The sequence below is a fragment of the Flavobacterium glaciei genome (assembly GCF_003350545.1).
GTDB classification, from domain to species: Bacteria; Bacteroidota; Bacteroidia; order Flavobacteriales; family Flavobacteriaceae; genus Flavobacterium; species Flavobacterium glaciei.
Window position 1 is genome coordinate 51,398 of the sequence record NZ_QQBA01000002.1, and the last position, 21,596, is coordinate 72,993.

Annotated in this window: 21 protein-coding genes; 17 read left to right on the top strand and 4 right to left on the bottom strand. The window is 33.3% G+C overall.

Annotation, left to right across the window (positions count from 1 at the left end):
* The first annotated feature begins 253 nt into the window (after positions 1 to 253).
* From DFR66_RS02220 to DFR66_RS02250, 7 genes are all read left to right on the top strand, one after another.
* Positions 254 to 817, top strand: coding sequence for a YeeE/YedE family protein (locus DFR66_RS02220; RefSeq protein ID WP_114753445.1), 564 nt, complete (start codon positions 254 to 256; stop codon positions 815 to 817).
* A 10-nt stretch (positions 818 to 827) separates the two neighbouring features.
* Positions 828 to 1,325: a DUF6691 family protein gene (locus DFR66_RS02225; protein WP_114753226.1), complete on the top strand. Its 498-nt coding sequence runs from the start codon at positions 828 to 830 to the stop codon at positions 1,323 to 1,325.
* Between the two features lie 261 nt (positions 1,326 to 1,586).
* Positions 1,587 to 2,651: a c-type cytochrome gene (locus DFR66_RS02230; RefSeq protein ID WP_199755478.1), complete on the top strand. Its 1,065-nt coding sequence runs from the start codon at positions 1,587 to 1,589 to the stop codon at positions 2,649 to 2,651.
* Between the two features lie 23 nt (positions 2,652 to 2,674).
* Positions 2,675 to 3,100, top strand: coding sequence for a DsrE family protein (locus DFR66_RS02235; RefSeq protein ID WP_114753227.1), 426 nt, complete (start codon positions 2,675 to 2,677; stop codon positions 3,098 to 3,100).
* Positions 3,101 to 3,513: 413 nt separating this feature from the next.
* Positions 3,514 to 4,794 carry an OmpP1/FadL family transporter gene (locus tag DFR66_RS02240; protein ID WP_114753228.1) on the top strand — a complete coding sequence of 427 codons (1,281 nt, stop codon included), beginning with the start codon at positions 3,514 to 3,516 and terminating at the stop codon, positions 4,792 to 4,794.
* A 31-nt stretch (positions 4,795 to 4,825) separates the two neighbouring features.
* The gene (locus DFR66_RS02245) at positions 4,826 to 6,526 is read left to right on the top strand and encodes a bifunctional metallophosphatase/5'-nucleotidase (protein ID WP_114753229.1); all 1,701 of its coding nucleotides are present in this window, start codon (positions 4,826 to 4,828) and stop codon (positions 6,524 to 6,526) included.
* Between the two features lie 137 nt (positions 6,527 to 6,663).
* On the top strand, positions 6,664 to 8,094 hold the full coding sequence (locus tag DFR66_RS02250) for an OprD family outer membrane porin (protein WP_114753230.1): 1,431 nt from the start codon (positions 6,664 to 6,666) through the stop codon (positions 8,092 to 8,094).
* Positions 8,095 to 8,447: 353 nt separating this feature from the next.
* On the opposite strand, the gene DFR66_RS02255 is transcribed toward DFR66_RS02250, so the two are convergent.
* On the bottom strand, positions 8,448 to 8,894 hold the full coding sequence (locus DFR66_RS02255; protein ID WP_114753231.1) for a tellurite resistance TerB family protein: 447 nt from the start codon (positions 8,892 to 8,894) through the stop codon (positions 8,448 to 8,450).
* A 386-nt stretch (positions 8,895 to 9,280) separates the two neighbouring features.
* Between DFR66_RS02255 and katG the strand changes: the two genes are divergently transcribed.
* Positions 9,281 to 11,533, top strand: a complete 2,253-nt coding sequence (gene katG, locus DFR66_RS02260; protein ID WP_114753232.1) for a catalase/peroxidase HPI — start codon at positions 9,281 to 9,283, stop codon at positions 11,531 to 11,533.
* A 164-nt stretch (positions 11,534 to 11,697) separates the two neighbouring features.
* Here katG and DFR66_RS02265 read toward each other — a convergent pair whose 3' ends face one another.
* Both DFR66_RS02265 and DFR66_RS02270 read right to left on the bottom strand, forming a co-directional pair.
* A complete protein-coding gene (locus DFR66_RS02265) occupies positions 11,698 to 13,278 on the bottom strand; it encodes an NADP-dependent glyceraldehyde-3-phosphate dehydrogenase (protein WP_114753233.1) in 1,581 nt (526 codons plus the stop codon).
* Between the two features lie 66 nt (positions 13,279 to 13,344).
* On the bottom strand, positions 13,345 to 13,656 hold the full coding sequence (locus DFR66_RS02270) for a rhodanese-like domain-containing protein (RefSeq protein WP_114753234.1): 312 nt from the start codon (positions 13,654 to 13,656) through the stop codon (positions 13,345 to 13,347).
* 285 nt (positions 13,657 to 13,941) lie between these two features.
* Between DFR66_RS02270 and DFR66_RS02275 the strand changes: the two genes are divergently transcribed.
* From DFR66_RS02275 to DFR66_RS14120, 9 genes are all read left to right on the top strand, one after another.
* Positions 13,942 to 14,568, top strand: coding sequence for a Crp/Fnr family transcriptional regulator (locus DFR66_RS02275; protein ID WP_114753235.1), 627 nt, complete (start codon positions 13,942 to 13,944; stop codon positions 14,566 to 14,568).
* A gap of 65 nt (positions 14,569 to 14,633) precedes the next feature.
* A complete protein-coding gene (locus DFR66_RS02280; RefSeq protein ID WP_114753236.1) occupies positions 14,634 to 15,422 on the top strand; it encodes a sulfite exporter TauE/SafE family protein in 789 nt (262 codons plus the stop codon).
* A 79-nt stretch (positions 15,423 to 15,501) separates the two neighbouring features.
* Positions 15,502 to 16,917, top strand: coding sequence for an MBL fold metallo-hydrolase (locus DFR66_RS02285; protein ID WP_114753237.1), 1,416 nt, complete (start codon positions 15,502 to 15,504; stop codon positions 16,915 to 16,917).
* 37 nt (positions 16,918 to 16,954) lie between these two features.
* Positions 16,955 to 17,146, top strand: a complete 192-nt coding sequence (locus tag DFR66_RS02290) for a YgaP family membrane protein (protein WP_449404031.1) — start codon at positions 16,955 to 16,957, stop codon at positions 17,144 to 17,146.
* 1 nt (position 17,147) lies between these two features.
* A complete protein-coding gene (locus DFR66_RS02295) occupies positions 17,148 to 17,984 on the top strand; it encodes a methyltransferase (protein WP_114753447.1) in 837 nt (278 codons plus the stop codon).
* 25 nt (positions 17,985 to 18,009) lie between these two features.
* On the top strand, positions 18,010 to 18,216 hold the full coding sequence (locus DFR66_RS02300; RefSeq protein WP_114753239.1) for a hypothetical protein: 207 nt from the start codon (positions 18,010 to 18,012) through the stop codon (positions 18,214 to 18,216).
* The gene (gene trxA / locus DFR66_RS02305) at positions 18,209 to 18,508 is read left to right on the top strand and encodes a thioredoxin (RefSeq protein ID WP_114753240.1); all 300 of its coding nucleotides are present in this window, start codon (positions 18,209 to 18,211) and stop codon (positions 18,506 to 18,508) included. Before DFR66_RS02300 ends, trxA begins: the two co-directional genes overlap by 8 nt.
* Before the next feature lie 150 nt (positions 18,509 to 18,658).
* Positions 18,659 to 19,159, top strand: coding sequence for an LOG family protein (locus DFR66_RS14115; protein ID WP_317048666.1), 501 nt, complete (start codon positions 18,659 to 18,661; stop codon positions 19,157 to 19,159).
* Positions 19,160 to 19,237: 78 nt separating this feature from the next.
* On the top strand, positions 19,238 to 19,390 hold the full coding sequence (locus tag DFR66_RS14120; RefSeq protein ID WP_317048667.1) for a hypothetical protein: 153 nt from the start codon (positions 19,238 to 19,240) through the stop codon (positions 19,388 to 19,390).
* 6 nt (positions 19,391 to 19,396) lie between these two features.
* On the opposite strand, the gene DFR66_RS02315 is transcribed toward DFR66_RS14120, so the two are convergent.
* The gene (locus tag DFR66_RS02315) at positions 19,397 to 21,511 is read right to left on the bottom strand and encodes a PAS domain-containing hybrid sensor histidine kinase/response regulator (protein ID WP_114753241.1); all 2,115 of its coding nucleotides are present in this window, start codon (positions 21,509 to 21,511) and stop codon (positions 19,397 to 19,399) included.
* Positions 21,512 to 21,596 lie beyond the last annotated feature (85 nt).

A 21,596-nucleotide genomic window follows, 5' to 3' on the forward strand; every position in this document is an offset into this window, starting at 1 on the left:
ATAATCAACTATAAAAAAATACTTTAGAAAAGCAAAAGCCACATTATTTTTAGTGAAAAAGTAAAAGTATCTTAGAAATTTGATACTTTTTTTGTTTTATAATAGTACCTTTTTACTATAATCACAAAAATTAAAATCTTCAAAAAAAGATATTTATCATATTTTATAAATATTTTTTCCTTGTGTGACAAAAGTAACATAACTACTCATTTGTAATTACAACCTTTGCTGTTATAAAAATATAATTATGGAAATTTTAGAATTGATCAAAGAACCTTGGCCTTGGTATATTGCGGGTCCATTAGTTGGACTTACGGTTCCAGCTTTGTTAATCATGGGTAATAAATCATTTGGTATTAGCGCTTCATTGCGTCATACCTGCGCCATCTGCTTACCAGCAAACATCAAATTTTTCAAATACGATTGGAAAAAAGAAATCTGGAATATGTTTTTCGTTTTTGGTATTTTATTGGGAGGTGTAATCGCATACAGCTTTTTGTCAAATCCTAATCCAATAATGATTGATGAAAATCTAAAAACTGAGTTAGCTAGTTACGGCATAACCGAAATATATGGAATGCTACCGGAACAACTGTTCTCATGGGAAAGTTTATTTACGCTCAAAGGATTTTTTATGATGGTTATTGGTGGCTTTTTTATTGGTTTTGGTTCTCGTTATGCGGGAGGTTGCACTAGTGGTCACGCTATTTCTGGTTTGTCTAATTTACAAATGCCTTCGCTTATTGCAACATGTTGTTTCTTCATTGGCGGATTGATTATGGCAAATGTTATTTTACCATTTATTCTTTCACTTTAAATCACAAATTATGAACATAAAAGATCAAAATACAGATTTCGAAACCCGTTCCTTAGACACGGTTTGTATCAACGAGAGTCAATTGGAACACAAATGGTACCACAACTTAAAATACTTAGTCATTGGTATTTTGTTTGGCATTGTTTTCATCAAAGCAGAAATTATCAGCTGGTATCGCATTCAGGAAATGTTCCGTTTCCAATCTTTTCACATGTATGGCGTTATAGGAAGCGCGGTTGTGGTGGGAATAATATCCGTTTTTCTGATAAAAAAATTTAATATTAAAACCATTTACGGAGAAAAAATTGAGTTCCACGACAAAACCTTCAACAAAGGTCAAATATATGGTGGACTTATTTTTGGATTAGGTTGGGCAGTAACTGGTGCTTGTCCTGGTCCATTGTTTGCACAAATTGGAACGGGAGCCACCGTGATGCTTGTTACCTTATTCTTTGCAATTGTGGGAACTTGGGTTTATGGCTATTTTAGAGATAAACTGCCTCATTAATAAATTAATATAGAAGGGATAATTGATTTTTTTAACCACATAGAAACATAGATTGTAAAGTTTTTAAAAAGCGTTACACTTTTTTAGATAGAACCATCGTTGTTTGAGCCCAAGACATGAGTGATAGCGAACAGGCAAAGCAATTGGGTTTTTACTCTTTTTTTCTGTGCTCTAACCCGCACAATGTGAAGTCAAAGTGTGTTTGAATTTTCTTTATTAAGATTAATTAAAATTTTATTAATTACACCCAAAGTGCAAATTATGAATCCTGAAAAACAAAATATTGTCCAATTTAAATCACTCGTAAAAAGGCTGATTTATCTGTTTACAACCATTATCTCCTTGGTAGTGGTATTGTTCGTCGTTTTGTTTTTTAATACATCAATCACGGCATGGTTTCAAAATAATGATGCGCAACTCGATTCGCTTTATGTAGATGCAGAGAAAAAAGTGATTTTACAAAATGAGATGGCAAAATTCTGGAAACCTGCCGATATCACTCTAATTAAAGATTCAACTTTAAAGCAAGAAGTTGAATATGGTAAAGATTTAATTGCTCATACTTCAAAATATTTGGGGCCAAATGGTAGTGTGAAAAAAATCACTAATGGGATGAATTGCAACAATTGTCATCTGGATGCCGGTACAAAGCCTTGGGGAAACAATTATGGTTCGGTATATTCGATGTATCCAAAAATGAGAGCACGAAGTGGGCAAGTGGAAAATCTGTACAAAAGAGTCAATGATTGTATGGAAAGAAGCTTGAACGGTCAGCCACTCACAAAAGACGACAGGGAAATGAAGGCCATGATTGCCTACATTGAATACATTGGTAGCAATGTTCCCAAGGGCAAAGAAGCAAACGCATCTGGAATTTATGATTTAGAATATTTAGATCGCGCAGCTAATCCAATAAAAGGGAAAACGCTTTATGATGCCAAATGTGCAAGTTGCCATCAAGTGAATGGTGAAGGAATTATGGCAGCGGACAAAACAGAATTTACATATCCGCCACTTTGGGGTAAAAACTCCTATAATACTGGTGCCGGACTTTTTAGAATCAGTCGATTTGCAGGGTACATAAAATACAATATGCCATTGGGAGCAACCTATGATAATCCCCAATTATCCGATGAAGAGTCATGGGATATTGCAGCTTATGTCGAAAGCCTTGACAGACCTAAAAAAGATTTAAGTTTAGACTGGCCCGATATTTCAAAAAAACCGGTGGATCATCCTTTTGGACCTTTTTCAGATTCGTTTACAGAAAACCAACATAAATTTGGACCTTTCAAACCGATTAAAGAAGCAAAAAAGAAAAAATAAAATTAACTCCTTAAAAGCAAATTATGAAAAACCTCACGCTTTCATTTATTCTTGTATTTAGCATGATTTCAATTGCAGCTTTGGCACAAAAAAAACCAAACAACCACAAAATCATTTTTCAGTTTACCAATGCTACCGATACTTTACAACAAAAAGCAATCATAAACCAGTTGAATAACCTAACAACGCATTGGCCTAAAGCAAAATACGAAGTAGTGATTCACAGCATGGGTTTACCATTTGTAATGTCAGGAAAGTCGAAGCAGATACAAGCTATAAAAACGCTACGGGATAAAGGTGTTCGTTTTGTAGTATGTGAAAATACTTTAAAAAGTCAAAAAGTAACTAAAGACCAATTGATTCAGGAAGTAGAATATGTACCTGTAGGAATCGCTGAAATAGTAGAAAAACAAGAGCAAGGCTGGAGCTATATCAAAGGAGGATTTTAAGTAATTCCCCTTAAGAGAGCTACAAATTCAATTACACCAGCCAGTGCCATTTATATCAGCCCCAGCAAAATCGAAGTTATTGTTTTGTTTTAAATCGGTATACTATTTTAAATGACAACTGCCACGCGACATTTTTTCATTTCCATTAAATTACAGAGAGTTCAACAGGCTTTTTTTCAATAGCGTCTGGAAAATATATAGGGAAATAGCCTTAAAATTACTAAATCGATTGCGTAAATAGTAAAAGAAAACACGCACTATAACGGATGGATTCAATTGGCAATCATTATATTATAAATCAGTATAAGGCGCTGTTAGTTTAAGTTTTAAGCGTCCATTAACTTTAAACCATTAAAGCAACATTAAATAAAAAAAACAAAACTATTAACCACAAAAAAAAACCACAAAAACCTATGAAAAACAGACTAACCATCATTTCGCTTTTATTCATTACAAACCTTATCGCGCAATCTGGACATTTAATGCAAGGAGTTGGAGCTGTAAATATGTCTATGGGCGGTGCTTCAACTGCGCAACCAATTGACATTAACGGTTCTTTAAAATGGAATCCCGCTGCAATATCCGTATTTGAAGGCAGAACTATTTCCTTAAATATGGGTTTATTTATGGCAAATCCAGAGCTATCATCAACCGTACCAACACCTAATGGACCTATGAGTGGTACGTCTACTGATATAAAAAGTAATTCAATCATGCCTTCCTTGGGTTTTGTTTACGGAAAAAAAGACAGTAAACATACCTTTGGAGCATTTGCGTTTGGAGTAAGCGGTTTTGGTGTTGATTTTCCTGAAAGCACGACAAACCCGATAAACATGCCTCAATCTATGGGCGGTTTTGGAAATTTAACTTCTAATTATATGATGCTTCAAACTGGTTTAAGTTACGCCTATAAACTATCTAAATCAGTTTCTATCGGCTTGAGTCCAAACTTCAATATTGCTACATTAGAATTAAAACCAAATCCTACCGCTAGCCCGACAATGGCTGGTTATCCATCAACTAATAATGCTATGGCAACAGGCTTTGGAGGACAAATAGGTATTTATTACCAAAATGAAGAAGGTTTTAAATTAGGAGCTAGTTACAAAACAGAACAACAGTTCTCTAATTTTGAATTTGAAAATACCTATTTAGACAATTCCAGTTCCGAAAACTCTTTTAAAATGAATTTCCCCGCAGTTTATTCATTAGGAGTTGGTTATTCAAACAGTAAAGTAGATTTAGCATTTGATTTTAGACAAGTTGAATACTCTAAAACAGAAGGTTTTGAGGAATTCGGATGGACTGCAGCAGGTGCCGTTCAAGGATTTGGCTGGAAAAACATGCAAGTATTATCGCTAGGAGCACAATATAAAGGAATCAAAAAATTACCTTTAAGAGTAGGCTATACCTACAATACCAATCCTATAAAACCAGAACTTGCGTTTTTCTCAACTTCTGCAACTGCAGTAATTCAAAATGCATATCAATTTGGTTTTGGATATGAATTTTCAAAAAAATTAACGTTGAATGCGGTTTACCATAATGCTACAAGCGATGGCAGTACCGCAGGACCTATATACAACCCAATGTTAGCTGGGCAAAACAATACATTAGGTGCTGTTCCTAATAGTAAAGTTTCTTACAATATGAACACAAGTATGTTTATGCTAGGCATTTCATACAATTTATAGTTTTAAATAATAATCATTTTAAATAAATAAAATGGAATCAAATAATAACCGACGAAATTTCCTAAAATCAGTAGGAACACTAAGTCTAGGAGCGGCGATTATTTCGCCACTTTCAGCTTTTCCAAATACAACTGAAATAGAAGAAATAAACGTGGACACAACAATCGACCGTAGCAAACCTCAAACAATTTCTATTCTTCAAACCACCGATGTGCATTGTCAGATTCACCCACATGATGAGTTGTTTTGGGAAAATGAGAAAGCTGTTTTTAGAAAAACTGGCGGGTATGCTTACATAGCAACATTACTCAAACAACTCAAAAAGAAAAACCCAAACACCTATATCATCGACACCGGTGATATGTTTCAGGGTAGCGAATTAAGTGTGGAAACTACTGGTGAAGCTTTTATTCCCATTTTAAATGCGTTGAATTACGACTTATTTCTTCCAGGAAACTGGGAAGTAATTTACGGAAAAAGAAAAATGCAAACCCTTTTAGGTTCATTAGATGCTCCAAAAATTTGTACCAATATGTACCATGATTTAGGCGAAGGAAAACGAGGCGAACTTATTTTTCAGCCTTACACAATTTGGCATGTTGCCGGAGCAAAAATTGGTTTTCTAGGCTACACCGATCCATTGGTACCCTTGAGACAAAGTCCCAATTACAGCAAAGGAATTATTTATACACAGCCCGAAGAAAATCTGGCTCATTATGTTGATGTGCTTAGAAATCAGGAACAATGCAGTTATGTGATTATGATTGCTCACCTTGGTTTATCGCAACAAATAGCATTGGCAAACATGCCACAATGCGAGGGTGTCAATTATATTTTAGGAGGCGACACCCACGAAAGAGTCCGCAAACCTATTGTTTGTAAATATTCTAAAGTGGTTGAACCGGGAGCATTTGGCTCTTTTATTGGAAAATTAGATTTGACGGTTTTAAACGGAAAAGTGGTTAGTGACAGCTATGAATTAATAGAAGTTGATTCTCCAAAAATAAAACCGGATGCAAAAATTGAAAAATTATTAAAAGAAAAAGAATCCATTTATCAGGAAAAAATCAATCAAGTTATTGGGTACAGCACAATTCCTTTGTACCGCTATTTTGTGGTAGAAAACCCTATTGATACGATGATTCTGAATGCCTTAAACTGGAAATTTCCTGAAATTGACATTAATCTTTCCAATGGATTCCGTTTTTGTCCACCAAAAACTACTCCGGATCAAACCGGAAATATTCCCATCACAAACGGATTTATTTTTGATATGTTACCCGTTGACAGCACAGTAAGAACAGCAAAAGTTACTGGGAAACAACTGAAAAACTGGTTAGAAAAAGAATTAAATAATGTCTTTGCTGAAGACGCTGCAAAACGTTTTGGTGGTTGGGTTGTCAAGTTCAAAGGAATGGAAGTACGCTTTAATGCTTTTGCAGAAATGGATAAAAGGGTACAAAGTATTACCGTGAAAAACATACCATTAGAACTTGATAAAATGTATTCGATAATGGCCTGTGAACGGGACGGAGATCCTGTGGATATGCTTTGCAGAATGAAAGGCGTGATGGATGCTAAAAACACTAATGATACCTTACATTCAGTAATGAGAGACTATTTAACACAAAATTCTCCAGTAACTCCTACACCAGAAAAAAACGCAATCATTCTTGATGCTCCGGAAACATTGCTTTCGCAAGTTACAGGTGTTGATTATATTTTCAGATAGTAATTCAGTCATAAAGTCAAAAGTTATAAAGTCGAATGTGTAAAGCATTCGACTTTATTTTTTGAGCAAATGTGATAAAAGTTACTTCCCATGTATAACGATGTGAATATTTTTGTACCAAATCTAAAAGTTCAAAAATGAAAAAGTTTTTAACTATCATTTATATCATTATTACTTCCCTTTTTTCTATAAATACAAAAGCACAACATCAAGAAGTTTCAGAAAAACCAACAGTTTGGAAAGAGAAAGATGATGAAAAAATTGATTCCACTTCGATTTTAAATGCTTTCAAAAATGGAAATTTCAGCGGACATTTTCGTTATTTTTTTATGAATACAAATAATGAAAAGGGCTTGACTGATTATTATGCGAATGCACTTGGAGGTGGCGTTAAATTTGAAACCGCTAAATTTCATAATTTTCAATTTGGCGTTAGTGGTTATTATATTTTTAATATTGGGTCTTCCGATTTTACAAAAAAAGATTCTATTACAAATGCTAGCAATCGATATGAAATAGCCCTTTTTGACATTCAAAACCCGTCAAAAAAAGACAATTTAAGTAGGTTAGAAGAATTGTACTTGAAATACAATTATAAAAATTCGACGATAACTCTTGGAAAACAACTCCTGAATACTTCCTTTATAAACCTTCAAGACGGCAGAATGCGTCCCACAGAAGTAGATGGAATATGGATTGATTTTAATGAACTCGAAAAAACTAAGATTAATGTGGGTTACCTATACGGAATTTCTCCACGAAGTACCATGCAATATTTTAGCGTTGGAGAATCAATAGGAATCTATTCCACGGGCGTGAATCCTGACGGAACAAAATCCGATTATGCAGGAAATCTAAAAAGCAACGGAATTATTATTGTTGGCATACAAAATGAATCGATTCAAAATTTAAAAACACTTTTGTGGGATCAATACGTAGAAAATATATTCAATACGGCTTTGTTCCAAATGGACTATAAATATCCTTTAAATTCAAACTCAAAACTTCTTTTTGGGTTTCAGACGATATATCAAAACGCATTGAATTTTGGTGGAAATCAAAATCAAAGCAAAACTTATTTTGAAAAGAATGGTTCTTCTCAAACTTTTGGCGGAAGATTAGGCTGGCAAAATAAAACGTTAGAATTAACTTTAAACTATAACCGAATTACAGCTAAAGGAAGGTATTTAATGCCACGAGAATGGGGACGGGATCCTTTTTATACCTTTATGCCACGCGAACGAAATGAAGGTTTTGGAGATGTGCATGCGGTGACAACTAAATTACAATATACGAACCCTAAAAAGACTTTTAAATCAAACCTTGCTGTAGGTTATTTTGATTTACCAGATGTAAAAAATGCAGCTTTAAATAAATATGGTCTGCCTTCCTACCTGCAGACTAATTTAGACTTTCGGTATGAATTTCAAGGATTCTTAAAAGGTTTTGATGCACAGGTATTGTATGTACATAAGTTTAATGTGGGTGAAACCTATGGGAATAAAAATTATATTTTCAATAAAACGAATATGAGTACTGTTAATTTTATACTGAATTTCAATTTTTAAAACCCTTTTATTCCAAGTGATAAAATTTCATTATCAAATACTTCACTAGTAGATACAACAATGTACCTACCACAGCAAGGGATATGACAAAGCTAATCAAGTTAAGCACAATATTAGGAATAAACTTCAATCGCGGATGCGTGATGTAGGGTTCCCGATGTAGTCTTTGTTTGAATTTTTTCTTAGCGATTATGATTTTCTTTTTAATAGCCTTAGGTTTTTAAAAACAATAGTAATTGTAACTACTGATTCTGGTTTATTGATTTGATATTCTAAATTACGTAATATTTTTAAGATAGAAAACTACAATATGTATATCGACCGCATAAAGTATCATTTATGTCAATTAGCATTTATATACCTTTGATATTTCCTTTATTTTTCAAGAAAATGACTTCAATTATTTTACTTGTCATTTCAGAATCAATTTTAAGGTGATTGGATAAAATTTCAATTACATTTTTTTCTTCTTTTTCCAATGTTCCGTCTGCTAACAACACTTCTAATGCAAGAGCAAAGACAGTTTCTCTATTTTCCTCTTTTACTAATTCGCAACAGGCCGAAATGTACTTTAATTGTCCATGTTGTTTTCTTACATCAAATGCTTTCTTATATAAAGGAGCAATATCAATTCCTACAAACATCTGTTTCGAATACAACAATCTTGATAACGTTGCTGTTTCCGAATTCGAAATTTGATTATCAGCAGAAATACACGAATATAAAATACCAACCCATGCTTCAAGCTCTGAGGTTACAAAATTTAGTTGGCTATTATTTTTATCTTCAATTGAATTCATATTTTTATTTTTTACCAAAGTTACTATTTACCTGCCAACACATTGTTCGAGTTTAATAACAAATTACGATTTATTTTTTTTGGAACAGTAAACTTCCTAATATGTCACTACAAATTCCATAAAATTACACCCCTATTTATATGTGACATCCGATAATAGTTTGAAAATAATTAAAGTTTAAAGATAACGATTCTCCCAAATTAATGAATTTAACAATAAGGTTATAATATCCTGATAAACTGATATTGATTAAATTAAACATTTTTAGTAAATTTATCAATCACTAAAATCATTTCTAACTATAGTTTTTATCTATCGAAATTAAAATTAGGTAAGGAGACTTTTTGGTAAATTTGCTTTAAGAAAATTAAAAAATCAATCATACCATGGAAAATAATTCAAAATCAACCTCTTACAATGTCAACGGTGAAAGTAAATGTCCTTTCTCAGGAGCATCAGCTTCTGCTCCTAAACAAAGCGTTACTCACGGTAGAACTAATCGTGACTGGTGGCCTAATCAACTTAGTTTAAATATTCTGCGTCAAAACTCATTAGAGAACAACCCAATGGGGGCCAACTTTAATTATGCCGAAGAATTTAAAAAAGTAGATTTAGAGGCTTTAAAAAATGATATTAAAGAAGTAATTACAACCTCTCAAGACTGGTGGCCTGCAGATTACGGAAGCTACGGACCTTTCTTCATTAGACTAGCGTGGCACAGTGCAGGAACATACCGTATTGCTGATGGTCGTGGTGGAGCAGGTTTTGGAACACAAAGATTTGCACCATTAAACAGCTGGCCTGATAATGCCAACTTAGACAAAGCTCGTTTACTTTTATGGCCAATAAAACAAAAATATGGCAACAAAGTTTCATGGGCAGATTTGATGGTTTTAGTGGGGAACTGCGCCTTAGAATCAGCTGGATTTAAAACTTTTGGTTTTGCTGGAGGCCGTGTTGACGTATGGGAACCACAAGAAGATATTTATTGGGGACCTGAAAAAGAATGGTTGTCATTAAGCACAGAGCCGCACAGCCGTTACTCTGGAGATCGTGAGCTTGAAAATCCGCTTGCTGCAGTACAAATGGGTCTTATTTATGTAAACCCAGAAGGACCAGACGGAAATCCTGATCCACTATTAGCAGCACGCGACATTAGAGAGACATTTGCTCGTATGGCCATGAATGATGAAGAAACAGTAGCCTTGATTGCAGGTGGACACACATTAGGAAAAACTCACGGTGCAGCAGATCCTAATGTATATGTAGGCGCTGAGCCAGCAGGAGCATCTATTGAAGAGCAAAGTTTAGGATGGAAAAATACGTATGGTACAGGAAACGGTGCTGATACTATTACAAGTGGACTTGAAGGAGCTTGGACTACTACACCAGTAAACTGGAGTAATAATTATTTTGAAAACCTGTTTGATTTTGAATGGGAATTAACAAAAAGTCCAGCAGGAGCTCATCAATGGAAGCCAGTAGATAATGGCGGTGCGGGAACAATTCCTGATGCTCATGATGCATCAAAAACACACCAGCCAATGATGCTTACCACAGATTTATCTTTACGAGTTGACCCAGCATACGAGAAAATTTCTCGTCACTTTTTAGAAAATCCTGATGCGTTTAACGATGCTTTTGCTAGAGCATGGTTTAAATTGACTCACAGAGATATGGGACCAAAAGTGCGTTATTTAGGAAATGAAGTTCCAGCTGAAGAGTTGATTTGGCAAGATCCAGTTCCTAATGTTACACACGAATTAATCAATGAGCAAGATGCTGAAGCACTTAAAGCAGCTGTTTTATCATCTGGGTTAAATATTTCAGAGCTTGTAAGTACTGCATGGGCATCAGCATCTACTTTTAGAGGATCTGATAAACGTGGTGGAGCAAACGGTGCTCGTATTAGACTAGAGCCACAAAGAAATTGGAAAGTAAATAATCCTTCACAATTAGATCGTGTTTTAAAAACACTTGAGAACATTCAAAATGATTTCAATGCACAAAACACAAACAAGCAAGTTTCTATTGCTGATTTAATTGTACTAGCAGGAAACGCAGCCGTTGAAAAAGCTGCAGCTAATGCAGGTGTATCTGTACAAGTTCCTTTTGCTGCCGGACGTACTGATGCTTCTCAAGAGCAAACAGATGTAGAATCGTTTGCTGTTTTAGAACCACAAGCTGACGGATTTAGAAATTATGTAAAAACAAAATATACTGTTTCTGCCGAAGAAATGTTGATAGACAAAGCACAGTTATTGACATTAACAGCGCCAGAAATGACAGTTTTAGTAGGTGGAATGCGCGTATTGAATACTAATTTTGATAAATCTCAAAATGGAGTATTTACAAGCAGACCAGAAACACTTACTAATGATTTCTTTGTAAACTTATTAGATTTAAGAACTACATGGAAAGCCGTTTCTGAATCTGATGATGCTTTTGTAGGAAGTGATAGAATGGCTGGTGGATTAAAATGGATTGGAACAAGAGTTGATTTAATTTTTGGTTCTAACTCAGAATTAAGAGCACTTGCAGAAGTTTACGGATACCATGATGCACATGAAAAATTTGTTACTGATTTTGTTGCTGCATGGACTAAAGTAATGAACTTAGATCGTTTCGATTTGGTTTAATTTTAGATTTATAATTTGTTCAAAAAGGTGGTCTAGCAATAGGTCACCTTTTTTGATTTATAGCTTGCTTGAAGATTAATAAAAATCATATCACCAACCTTAACTCCAAAAAAAAGCCGCATCGAAAAAAACGACACGGCTTAGATTTTTTAATTAAAATTAAATTATAAAATATAATCGGTATTAATAAAATTAGATTCTTTACTGCTCAATAATTCTTGTAAAATAGCATTGTTATACTCATTGTCTTTAGACGCTACAAAGGTTCTAATCGAGAATGAACGCAAAGCATCATGAATACTCAATGTTCCTACAGCTGAATCTTTTCGTCCTGTAAAAGGTAAAACATCAGGTCCTCTTTGGCAAGAACTATTCAAGTTTACTCTGCAAACTAAATTTACCAAAGCATCAATGAGCGGTGCAATCGTTTTAATGTCTTTTCCAAACAAACTTACTTGTTGTCCATAATTAGATTCGGCCATATCATTCAAAGGCTCTTGAATGTCTTTGAAAGAAATAATAGGCACTACCGGTCCAAATTGCTCTTCGTGATACACACGCATTTCTTTATTTACGGGAAATAAAACTGCTGGAAATATATAATTAGAGGAATGCTTCCCTCCTTTTTCATTGATTATCGCAGCTCCTTTATTGGTAGCATCATCAATCAATTCCTGAATGTAAGCCGGTTTTTCTTTTTCGGGTAAAGGCGTCAAAAACACCGATGCATCCCACGGATTTCCAAAAACTAACGCATCCACTTTGGCAGCAAAACGTTTGTTAAACTCATCGGCAATAGACTCATGTACATACAACACTTTCAAAGCCGTACAACGCTGTCCATTAAACGATAAAGAGCCCGCAATACATTCTTGGATAGCCAAGTCTAAATCAGCATCTGGAAGGATTATCGCAGGATTTTTTGCCTCCAAACCTAATATCAAACGCAATCTGTTTTTATTAGGATGTTGGTCTTGTAATGCAATCGCTGATTTACTATTTCCTATCAAAGCCAAAATATCTACTTTTCCAGATTTCATTATAGGCGAAGCTACTTCACGTCCGCGACCATATACAATATTGATGGCTCCTTTAGGGAAACTGCTTCTAAAAGCTTCCAATAAAGGCGAGATCAATAAAACACCGTGTTTTGCTGGTTTAAAAATCACTGGATTCCCCATAATTAAAGCAGGAATCAGCAACGAAAAAGTCTCATTTAGCGGGTAGTTATAAGGTCCAAGACATAGAACAACACCTAGCGGTCCTCTACGAACCATTGCATTTATTCCTTGCACTTTGGAAAAATGAGCACTACGGCTGTTTAATTCTTTTAAACTATTAATCGTATCATAAATATATTCTACAGTTCTGTCAAATTCTTTTTCAGAATCACCCAATGATTTTCCAATTTCCCACATCAATAATTTAACAACTTCTTTGCGGGTTGTTTTCATTTGAGTAACAAACTTTTCCATACATTTGATACGATCTGTCACTTTCATGGTAGGCCATAATCCCTGACCGTTGTTATAGGCCGCACTGGCTGCATTTACTGCTTCCAAAGCTTCAGTTTCTCCCATAAAGGGGATTGATCCTAAAATAGTTGGACCATATTCTTCAGTAGATGAAATTGTTGAAAAAACCGGAGTGGTCTGACCAGTCCATTTTCTTAATTCTCCGTCCACTAAATAGGTGTCTTGATTTAATAAAGTACTTATTTGAAATTCTTCTGGTATTACATTCATACTACAGTTTATTGAGTTTTTAATTTAAATTATAAACAAACAAAGAGGCCATAGCCTCTTTGCACTTTATGGAGCAACTACTTCTCCATCCCAGTCTAATATACCTCCTACTAAGTTATATGCATTTTCAAAACCCAGTTCATTCATTATTTCACAGGCTTTTGCACTGCGCATTCCAGAGCGACAATACACATAATAGTTTTTAGTTTTGTCTAACGCTTCAACTTCTGAGATAAAACCTTGTCCCAAATGAATATCAATATTAATGGCGTTGGCTATAATTCCTTCGTTAAATTCGGCTTCTGTTCTTACGTCTAAAATTACTGCGTTTTCATCAGCCTCAAACTGTGAAACCCAATCTTCTTGTGTTAAATTCATAATAGTGTTTTTTGTAAAAATACAACGTTTTTACCGAACACTAATCGCAACAATTGTTAATTAGATAATAATCTTTAGAAAACGTTTTCGCAAAGCATTAACTATCAATAAACTATAAAATAAACATATATTTTTACAAAATATAGCCTATTAAATCCATAGGAAATACTTAAATAATTCATACCTAACCAAGGATTGTATTTTTAATAAGTCCAAAATATCCCATTCATTTTTGGGTTTTTTAGACTACATTTACCATACTAACGATAGAAAAAAAGACTAAAAATGCTTGACCCGATAAAGAAAATTTTTCCTTCATTTTCTAATGAATTAGTGAAAGAAATAGAAGTTAATGCAACTATTCATTCCTTTCAGACAGGTGATATAATCATTAGAACTGGACAATACATAAAAAACACGGTTTTAGTAATCAGCGGAAAAATAAAAATTTACCGTGAAGACGAAAATGGCGGTGAATTTTTTATGTATTATTTGCAACCTGGACAAGCCTGTGCCATTTCAATGATTTGTGCCACCAAAAACGAAAAAAGCCAAATAATGGCTAAAGTTGTTGAGGATGTTGAACTGATAATGATTCCACTTCCTTTAATGGATAAATGGATGATGATGCACCGCAGTTGGTATGAATTTGTGATTAGTTCTTACCGCAGTCGATTTGAAGAAGTATTAGAAGTAATTGATAGTATTGCATTCCGGGCCATGGATGAGCGCTTAGAATTTTATTTAAAACGCCATGCTGATGCATGTAATTGTAAAGAATTGAAACTTTCACATCAGGAAATTGCATCTGAGTTAAATACGTCCAGAGAAGTTATTTCACGTTTATTAAAAAAAATGGAGCAACGTGGTATTGTTTCCTTACATCGCAACAACATTGAGCTTTTAAAATAAATGGCTAAAGGAAGTCTATTTATTAAAGTTAAAATCGATAGAAATGTATTTCAATAAATTTTAAAATGGAATATTTAGGCTACATTGCTTCAATAATAATAGGACTTTCTTTAGGATTAATTGGTGGTGGTGGATCTATACTTACTGTTCCTATTCTGGTTTATCTCTTTAAAATAGATCCTGAAATTGCTACGAGTTATTCTTTATTTATAGTAGGAATCACAGCTTTATTTGGCTGTATCAGTCACTATAAAATGGGGAATCTCAAAATTAAATCAGCATTATACTTTGCCATTCCCTCGGTTTTTTCAATCCTAATCATTAGAAAAGTAATTTTTCCAAAAATAGCCGCAACAATTTTTACCATAGCGTCCTACCAAGTATCGAAAAGTTTTCTGATAATGATCGTTTTTTCAGTACTCATGATAGCAGCCGCAATAGCGATGATACGCAAAACTAAAACAGTACCTAACCCACCAAAAACAAATTATATTCAACTAGGATTAATTGGTTTTTTTATTGGAATTATAACTGGATTTTTAGGAACAGGAGGCGGATTCTTGATTATTCCTTCCTTATTGTTCTTTGCTAATTTACCCATGAAACAGGCCGTTGGCACCTCATTATTAATTATCTTTATAAATTCCAGTATCGGTTTTGGAGGAGATTTATACATTGGTACACCTATTGATTATTCCTTTTTAATAATGATTACAAGTATGGCATTTATAGGAATGCTTATCGGATTAAATCTTTCAAAAAAAATAGATGGAACTAAACTAAAACCAATCTTTGGTTGGTTTGTATTAATAATGGGAGTTTATATTATTATCAAAGAATTTTTCTTCAAATAAAAAATGGAATGTAACAATTATCACTGTTTTTCCTAAAAAACAAAGGTACATTTGTATTATAAAATTAAATAACACAATCATGCAAATAGAACAAATATATACAGGATGTTTAGCTCAAGGTGCTTATTATATTACCTCAAATGGTGAAGCGGCAATAATTGACCCGTTACGTGAAACTCAACCTTATTTGGACAGATTATCCAGAGATGGTGTAAAACTAAAATATATTTTTGAAACCCATTTTCATGCTGATTTTGTTTCTGGTCACGTAGATTTGAGTAGAGAAACAGGTGCACCAATAGTTTATGGTCCAAATGCAACTTGTGAATTTGAATGTATTTCTGCTAAGGATGGACAAGAATTCACCATTGGAAACATCAAAATAAAAGTATTGCACACTCCAGGACATACCATGGAAAGCTCCACTTTTTTATTAATTGACGAAAACGGAAAAGATCATGCAATTTTCTCTGGAGACACATTATTTATTGGAGATGTAGGAAGACCAGATTTAGCCCAGAAAGCGGCACACATGACACAAGAGCAATTAGCCGGAATTTTATTTCATTCTCTAAGAGATAAAGTTATGACTTTAGCAGATGATGTAATTGTTTATCCTGCTCACGGTGCTGGAAGTGCCTGCGGAAAAAATATGAGTAAGGAAACTGTTTCTACTATAGGTAACCAAAAAGCAACGAATTATGCATTGCGTGCCAACATGACTGAAGCCGAATTTATACAAGAAGTAACCGAAGGTTTATTGCCTCCTCCAGCCTATTTTGGAATGAATGTGGCAATGAATAAAAAAGGATATGACAGTTTTGAAAACGTATTACACTTAGGAATGCGCGCGTTATCAGTCGTTGAATTTGAAGTGGCTGCCGAAGAAACTGGAGCCTTAATATTAGATACTCGAAAAAATGGTGAATTTGCTAAAGGATTTATTCCTCAATCGATAAACATAGGAATTGATGGCGATTTTGCCCCGTGGGTAGGTGCTTTAATTGCCGATGTAAAACAAACTATTCTAATTTTGTGTGAACTGGGTCTCGAGGAAGAAACAGTTACACGTTTAAGTCGTGTCGGTTTTGATAACTTAATAGGTCATCTTGATGGAGGTTTCGATGCTTGGGCAAAAGCAGGAAAAGAAATTGACACTGTAAATAGAATCACAGCCGAACAATTTGCCAAAGAAGTTAAAATTGGCGTAAGCAAAATAATTGATATTCGTAAAGAAAGTGAGTACAGCGCAGAGCATATAGATGAATCCTATAGTAAGCCACTTTCGGCTATTAATGAATGGATCAAAGATATAAATCCAAAAGAACATTTTTACCTGCATTGTGCCGGCGGATACCGCAGTATGATTGCGTCTTCTATTCTGGAAGCACGAGGTTTTAGAAATTTTACCGAAATTGAAGGCGGTTTTAATGCTATTGCAAAAACGGATGTTCCTAAAACGGATTTCGTTTGCCAAAGTAAAGTTTTGAAATAAATGATTAACTAAATAATTTTATACAATGATAAAAAATATGGGATCAACAGACAGAATTATTCGTATCGCATTGGCAGCAATTGTAGCCGTGCTATATTTTACGAATACTATTAGCGGTACTCTTGCACTTGTTTTAGGAGCATTTGCAATTATTTTTATAATCACCAGTTTTGTGAGCTTTTGCCCTTTGTATTACCCGTTTGGAATTTCAACCCGAAAAAAAGTATAAAATGTCTGATTTAAAATGTTGTGTCGTTTCCTGCGATAGACCAATCGATGCGGCCTATTGGGATGCGCAATATGAAGCTAAAACTACCGGTTGGGATTTAGGACAAGTATCGCCACCCATACAAGCTTACGTGGATACAATTGCAAATAAAAACAGTCGTATTTTGATTCCTGGTTGTGGCAACAGCTATGAGGCCCATTATATTCTGGAACAAGGGTTTACGAACATTACTGTTATTGATATTGCACCCACATTAGTTACTGTTTTAAAAGAAAAATTCAAAAACAATACTAATATTCAAATTGTTTTAGGTGATTTTTTTGATCATCAAGGAAAATATGATTTTATCATAGAGCAGACCTTTTTCTGTGCTTTGCCTCCAACAATGCGTCAAAAATATGTGTGGAAAATGCACCAACTTTTGTCTGACGACGGCATTTTAGCTGGATTGCTCTTTAATAGAACATTTGAATCCGGTCCCCCTTTTGGCGGAAGCAAAGAAGAATATGAAATGCTTTTCAAAGATACTTTTGATTTTTTGAAAATAGATGTATCTAAAAATTCAATTGCACCAAGAGCGAATTCTGAGTTATTTATCGAATTAAAAAAGAATAGTCTGATTAGTGTAAGTTTATATGAATTAGAAGGGATCATGTGTAGCGGTTGCATGGAAACTATCACTGAAAAAACACTAGCAATTGAAGGTGTATTAAATGTAAGTATCAGCAATAATTTTGCTGAAGTTTTAATAGTCAGTAAAAATGAAATTACACTAAAAACATTAGAACAAGCGATTGCTCATGAGGAAAAATATAAAATCAAAAAAATAAACACGTAAAACTAAACTCCTTTTTTCTAAAAAAATGAAAGCATTATTATTTACCAATTGGCATCTTATGCGCTGGGTTCGTCTGGTGTTTGCCTTATTTTTATTTGCACAAGCCTATATTTTGAAAGAATGGATGTTCATTGGTTTTGGACTGTTCTTCTTCATTCAGGTCGTTTTTAATTTAGGCTGTGGTTCTAATGGCTGTTCTATTCCTAACAATAAATACAATAAAAATGAATAATTTCGATACAATTATCAATTCAAACAAACTTGTATTGGTAGACTTTTTTGCCACATGGTGCGGACCTTGCAAAATGCTTAGCCCCATTTTGAAAGAAGTAAAAGACAGCTTAGGGGATAACGTTTCCATAATCAAAATTGATGTGGACAAAAACCAACAAATTTCAAGTCAATATCAAGTTCGAGGTGTTCCAACGATGATTTTGTTCCAAAACGGAAAACAATTATGGAGACAATCCGGTGTGGTTTCTAAAGAAGAAATCATTAAAACTATTTTAGAAAAAAAACAATAGAAAACTCAAAGTATTTGCATCAAAGAGGTTATTTTTAGTTCAATCTATTGCAATTTTGCGAAAAGTCTTTTTTTTTTTATAAAGTGGCATTTGAGTTTTGTTTTTTAACTTTCAGAATTAAACTATTATTTTTCCTAAATTAGTGTCACAATGGAAAAACCACGCCAATATAGACTTTCAAAATCCGAATCATTATTTGTAAGAGGACCTTTGACACGACTAAAAAACTTGTTTTTCACATTCAAAGTTCAATATAACTTCATAAGAGCATTTCAGAAAATGCATTTTATTGGACCTTGCGTTACTGTTTTTGGTTCTGCGAGATTTGGTCCAGAAACTGGACATTACAAAAATGCTGAAAAAATTGGTGCCGAAATTGCAAAATTAGGGTTTACAGTAATGACTGGTGGCGGTCCTGGAATTATGGAAGCGGCAAATAAGGGTGCTTATGAAGCCGAAGGTTATTCTGTGGGATCTAACATTGTTCTTCCTATTGAACTAAAACCAAATCCATATTTGCATAAATGGATTTATATTCCATACTTTTTTGTGAGAAAAGTAATTTTAATAAAATACTCCTATGCTTTCGTTGTTATGCCTGGTGGAATAGGCACGCTTGATGAACTTTTTGAAGCACTAACACTAATTTAAAATAAAATAATTAATAATTTCCCTATTGTAATTTTTGACACTGAATATCATAAAGAGTTGCATCATCATATTCAAGTTATGTCAAAAAATGAGAGTATCAGTACCGAAGATATGAGCCTTTTATTTGTAACTGACTCTGTCGAAGAATTAGTTGAGCATCTTAAAAAACATGCCATCACAAAATTTGGTTTAAAAAAACAGACGTATAAACCTAAAAAATGGTTTGAATAAAAAGTATCAATTTTTTATCCATTTAAAAAGTACCTTTTCTAAGTTGGAACGTATAATGGGTTTCGCAACATAATCATCCATTCCTGATTCTAAGCACTTCTCCTTTTCCCCAATCATTATACCAGCAGTTAAGGCAATTATTGGAATATTATTGTATTTTTTTAGCTGTTTAATTTCAATAGTTGTTTCATAACCATTTTTATGTGGCATTTGTATATCCATTAAAATTAAATCCAATTTTTCTTTTTTATATAATTTAATTGCTTTTTTGCCATCTGAAGCCTCTAAAATTGTACAACCTGGCAGTATTGATTTCAGTAATGTTTTTACCAAAAGCATGTTAATTTTATTATCCTCGACAACTAAAATTGTCTTTTTTGATAATTTTTTGACAAAAGGAATTCCTTCTTTGACCTCAACATTGTTATCAGAATTTTTTAAATCTTTATTATGATTTAATTTTTTTAATTTAACAGTAAAGAAAAACTCACTGCCTTCTCCAAACCGACTTTTTAGTTCTAACTTACTATTCATCAATGCTAAAAGCTGATTTGTAATCGCCAGGCCTAAGCCTGTTCCTCCAAATTTTCGTGTAATTGTAGTGTCTTCTTGTATGAAAGATTGAAATATTTTTTCATGATTTTCTTCTTTTATTCCTATACCAGTATCTTTAACTAAAAATTTCAATTGACATTGATTTTCATTTCCTAAGAAAACCGGACTAACATTTAAAATAACGGAACCTTCTGTTGTAAATTTCATTGCATTCCCAATTAAATTCACCAGAATTTGTTTTAATCGAACAGAATCGCATAGAACATAATTAGGCACCATTGCATCAATATTTACTTTTAAGTCTATTGAATTTAATTTTGCCTGATATTTAAAAATATCGATTACACGATAAATTAATTCAAAAAGATTAACCTCTTCTAAATTCAATTCTAATTTACCTGATTCAATTTTAGAAAAATCTAAAATATTATTAATAATTTCAACTAATATTACAGCTGATTCATGAACCATATCCATATATTCACTTTGGTTTTTATCGAGATTTGTTTTCATCAACAAATCTGTAAAACCAATAATTCCATTTAAAGGAGTTCTAATTTCGTGACTCATATTAGTCAAAAAAATGGATTTTGATTTACTTGCAGCTTCGGCTTGATTGCTCACTTTAATCAATTCAATTTCTAATTTTTTTAGCTCAGTGATATCAGTAAAACAGATTACAACTTCTTCAATTTCTCCGATATCATTAAAGACTGGAAAACCATTAATCAAAAACCATTGAATGGAAGCGTGATGGCTTTTTTTAAATCCAATTATAAAATTCTTTAAGATTTTTTTAGTCCTTAAAATTTCATTTACTGGATAATTTTCTTGAGTCAAAGGCTGATTATCACTTTGTATGAATTCCCACTCAGGGTTAATTTTTTTTCTCCCAGTTATCTGATCTACTTCTAAACCTATTAATTCAGATGCTTTAGTATTAGAAAAAATTATCGACTTGTCTTTATTATACAAGACAATACCTACATCTAAATTGTTTAATAATTCTCTATTACGTTTTTCACTTTCTTTAAGAGCACTTTCTGTCAATTTTAGTTGTGTAATATCTACTGATGTTATTAGAGCTTCATTTTTATTCTCTGAGAGAACCCCAGAGAGGTAAACATTTATTGTGCTATTATTTTTTAACAACAGTTTTACTTCACAACATTCTTTTTGACTGGTTTTGAATATAGTATCTAGAAATTCAATAAAGTATGACTTTGTATCGTCCGAAATAAATAATCCAAATTGATGGTTTATTAATTTTGATTTTTCTGTTTGTAATAATTGGGAACCGGTAAAATTAAGATATGTTATTTTTCCTGCATTAGTTAGTGTAAAATAACCAGACGGAGCAAAATCATACAATTCTGCATATTTTTGGGTCGCTATTTCTGCTTGTTCTTTAGCTACAATAAGTTCTTCCTTTTGCAGCTCTAATTCTATCTGATGCATTTCTAATTCATGGATCAGTTTTAATGTTTCGTTTTCTGAAAGTTTAGAAACATTTATAGCGTTCTTTTTTTGTTGAAAATTCCCCCCAAAATCTTCAATATTTTCCATAGATTCTACATTTTAATTAAAATTGAGAATTTGACACTTATTTTTTGCTTATTCAATACTTTTTCATTTATAAAATTAAAACTTA